At 25.7% G+C, this 3,530-nt stretch carries 4 protein-coding genes; 1 reads left to right on the top strand and 3 read right to left on the bottom strand.

Going from position 1 to position 3,530, the window contains the following annotated elements; translation table 11 throughout:
- On the top strand, nucleotides 1-549 hold a 549-nt coding region (locus J7G74_RS13755; RefSeq protein ID WP_297136380.1), incomplete at its 5' end, for an aminotransferase class I/II-fold pyridoxal phosphate-dependent enzyme.
- Nucleotides 550-689: 140 nt separating this feature from the next.
- On the opposite strand, the gene J7G74_RS13750 is transcribed toward J7G74_RS13755, so the two are convergent.
- The 3 genes from J7G74_RS13750 to nrdF all read right to left on the bottom strand — a co-directional run bounded on the left by J7G74_RS13750 (nucleotide 690) and on the right by nrdF (nucleotide 3,479).
- On the bottom strand, nucleotides 690-1,592 hold the full coding sequence (locus J7G74_RS13750; protein WP_297136378.1) for an FUSC family protein: 903 nt from the start codon (nucleotides 1,590-1,592) through the stop codon (nucleotides 690-692).
- 145 nt (nucleotides 1,593-1,737) lie between these two features.
- Nucleotides 1,738-2,280: a leucine-rich repeat domain-containing protein gene (locus J7G74_RS13745; protein ID WP_297136376.1), complete on the bottom strand. Its 543-nt coding sequence runs from the start codon at nucleotides 2,278-2,280 to the stop codon at nucleotides 1,738-1,740.
- Between the two features lie 227 nt (nucleotides 2,281-2,507).
- On the bottom strand, nucleotides 2,508-3,479 hold the full coding sequence (gene nrdF, locus J7G74_RS13740; protein ID WP_297136374.1) for a class 1b ribonucleoside-diphosphate reductase subunit beta: 972 nt from the start codon (nucleotides 3,477-3,479) through the stop codon (nucleotides 2,508-2,510).
- Between the last annotated feature and the right edge of the window lie 51 nt (nucleotides 3,480-3,530).

Here is a 3,530-nt window from a genome sequence, read left to right as displayed (position 1 = left end):
GAACCTCTTAGTATACTAAGTATTCCTGGTGCTTTAGATATTTGTATGGAAATTCATTCTCTTTCTAAGAGCTTTAATATGACTGGTTTTAGAATGGCATTCGTTGTTGGTTCTGCTAAAGCTATCAAAGTTTTTTCAACAATTAAAGGTCATACAGACTCGGGTCAATTTATTCCTATACAAAAAGCTGCTGCTTTTGCACTTGATAATTACGAAATGCTTATTGAAGAAAATAAAAAAAGATATTCTAGAAGATTTGATATGCTTGTAGATGTACTAAAAAAAGTTGGTTTTGAAGTTTCTAAACCTAAGGGTGGATTTTATCTTTATATTCCTATTCCTAAAGGTTGTGGTCATATTAATTTTCAAAATGCCGAAGATGCCTCTGCTTATATATTAAAAAATTCTATGATTTCTACTGTTCCTTGGGATGATTGTGGCTCTTATTTAAGACTTTCAGTTACCTACGATGCTTGCGATGAAGAAGAAGAAATTAAACTTATGGATGAACTTTATAATAGATTGATTTCTCTTAATCTGAGATTTTAGATATGTAAGTGGATTAATTAAACATGATTTACTACTAATAAATTATATTTAAAACAAAGTATAGATTATAAATTAAGAAAAGTAATAAAGAGCTTTATCCATTTAATACTGGCTAAAGCTCTTTTTATATAAATATATTATTATACTATCTTCTTGTCATGATTTTCATTTTGATTTTCATCAATTCCATGAATTTCGTTTATATTATCTATTATGGCACTTATATGATAATTATAAACTATACTCACATTATCTTTAACATAATCACCATTAGTTAATTCATCACATATTTTTTTAGATTTAAGATAATTTTCTTTGCTCAAATAACATTTATCCTTCATCTGTTCTAAAATTTGAAGATGTAAATATATTTGCTTACACCTTTTTATAACTCTATTTAGTTCTTCATTATTAGCTTCATCATTACTGTATTCCACTTCTTCTAAAAACTTTTTATATAAGCTCTCTAATTTTGTAATTTCTTTTTTTAAAGATGATATTTCTCCATGAATTCCTTTTTCTATTTCTGTTTTTAATAATTTGATAGATGTGGTTTCTATTATCCTAATTTCTTCATAAATACTGTTTAGATAATCTGGTCTATATAAATAGTAATTTACAGCAACACCAATTAATACCCCAATAGAAGTATCTATTATCCTATTTATAGAGTAATCTATTGGATTATTATTTCCTATGCTTAAATATATTGAACAATATACTACACAAGCAATAGTTATAGATTTATTTATCTTAAGTAAATTACAAATATATATAGTTGCAATTATTCCTAAAGAAGATAATATTGGATCTCCAGGTTTAATAAGTACAAATAAAAATCCTATTATACCACCTAAAAAAGTACCTTTCAATCTATTTAACCCAACTGTCAAAGAACTTTTAACAGTGGTTTGCATACTTACAATACAGGCTGTAGCTGCAAAAAATGCATTATCAACTATTTTAAAATATCCAACTAACACACATATCATAACACCTATGCCAGTTTTTATATTTCTCATTCCAGGTTTTTGTAATTTCAAATATATCACTCTCCCCCAATTAATAATACCATAAATTTTTTAGCATTTTACTAATTCATTGGGATAATAGATAAATGTTAACAAATCTTAAGATTTATATTGACATGCACAAATTTTCAAATCTTACTTTTTTAATATAGATTACTTACATAATGTCATCATATTTTATATTCAAATTTTTAGATAATATGATATTTTCTGCATGACTATCTTTTTCTACTATAAAAGTAGTACTTTTTACTTCTTCTAACTTTTTGCCAAAAATTTTATTATTTATTTTATTAACTGAACTTGGTATTACTATTTTTCTTAATTTAATACTATCAAAAGAATTCTTACTAATAGATTTAACTGATGAAGGAATATAAATTTCCTTTAATTTAGCACAAAATGCAAGCATCCCCTCTGGTATAGCTTTTAAATTTGAAGAAAGTTTAATATTTGTTAAGTACATATTAGATGCAAAGGCATATTTCCCCACTTCTTTTATGGTATCTGGCATAATTATTTCTATTAAATTTTTTCCTTCAAATGCTTCACTGGCAATTTGGGTAACAGGCTTACATTCTATAGTTTCTGGTATTTGAACAATTTGACTCTTTCCTATGTATTTTTCTATGATAATGCTTCTTCCCATTATAGTATAAATATAATTCTCTTTTATTTCACTCATATCTTTATTTGTCATAATCTAATCCCCCATATCATATATTTCATCCCATAATCTTTGACCATACTTTCTCTAAATAACTTTTATTTTAAAAAATTATTTGCCTATTGTCACTAATATTTTTAAACTTTTTATAAGTACTATTATATATTACAATAAAATAATGTAGCTACATATACATAAATGATATATTCATTCTAATTTATTTTTTAATCTATTTTTATACTTAACCGGTTTTATTGTTATTAAATTATGAAATCTTCATCTTCTAATTCTTCATAAATACCTTTTTGGTATCCATTCCCTTTAGTAGAGAAGAAGTCATGTGTTTTAGTTTCTGTACTTAAACCATTTAATACGATTGGATTTATATCATCAACTTCATAAAAATCTTCAAAACCTAAATTTTCTAAAGCTCTGTTAGCATTATATTTTAAGAAATTTATAACTTCTTTTTCTAATCCGCTATCTTTATATATTAAATAAGTATATTCCATTTCATTTTCCATAAGAGCATTAAAAATACTATACATTTTATTTTTTAATGCTTCTTTTTCTTCTATTTCAAATGAAGAATACATTTCTTGTGCAAGAAGACCTATATATTTTCCATGTAGTGATTCGTCTCTTAGGATAAGTGATATTATCTCTCCACTTGCTACCATCTTTCCTTGGCCAGCTAAGAATAGTGGATAGAAAAATCCTGAATAGAATAAGAAACTCTCTAAAAATACACTAGTTACCATAGATAAATATAAACTTTTCTTATCTGTTGTATTTTCATATTGTTTTAAAATTAAGTCAGCTTTTCTTTGTAAAGTTTTTTCACTTTCTATCCAGTCAAATAACTCATCTATCTCTCTATTGGAAAGTAGTGTTGTAAATATAGAAGAATAACTTTTTGCATGTATTTCTTCCATCGTCCCCATAAATGATAATACTGCTTTTCTTTGTAAATTATCAGTTAAGCTCATCATTGATGGTATCCCATTATTTCCTTGCTTAGTATCCAATAGTGTTAAACCAGCTAAAACTTTTTTATATAAATCTTTTTCTCTTTCATTTAATTCATTCCAAACTTTAAGGTCTTTTGATACTGAAATTTCTTCCGGTAGCCAAAATTGTTTTACGTTTTGCTCCCAAAAAGCTTGAGTAAAATTATCATCTTCTTTATTCCAGTTAACTGCTTTGTGTATTTTATTTAATGTAAATGTCATAATTTCACCTCCCTATACAGAACACATTAGACACTCATTATCATCTCTTGT

Source organism: Terrisporobacter sp., from assembly GCF_017888745.1.
Lineage (GTDB): Bacteria > Bacillota > Clostridia > Peptostreptococcales > Peptostreptococcaceae > Terrisporobacter.
This window is presented reverse-complemented; position numbering and strand designations above follow the sequence as displayed.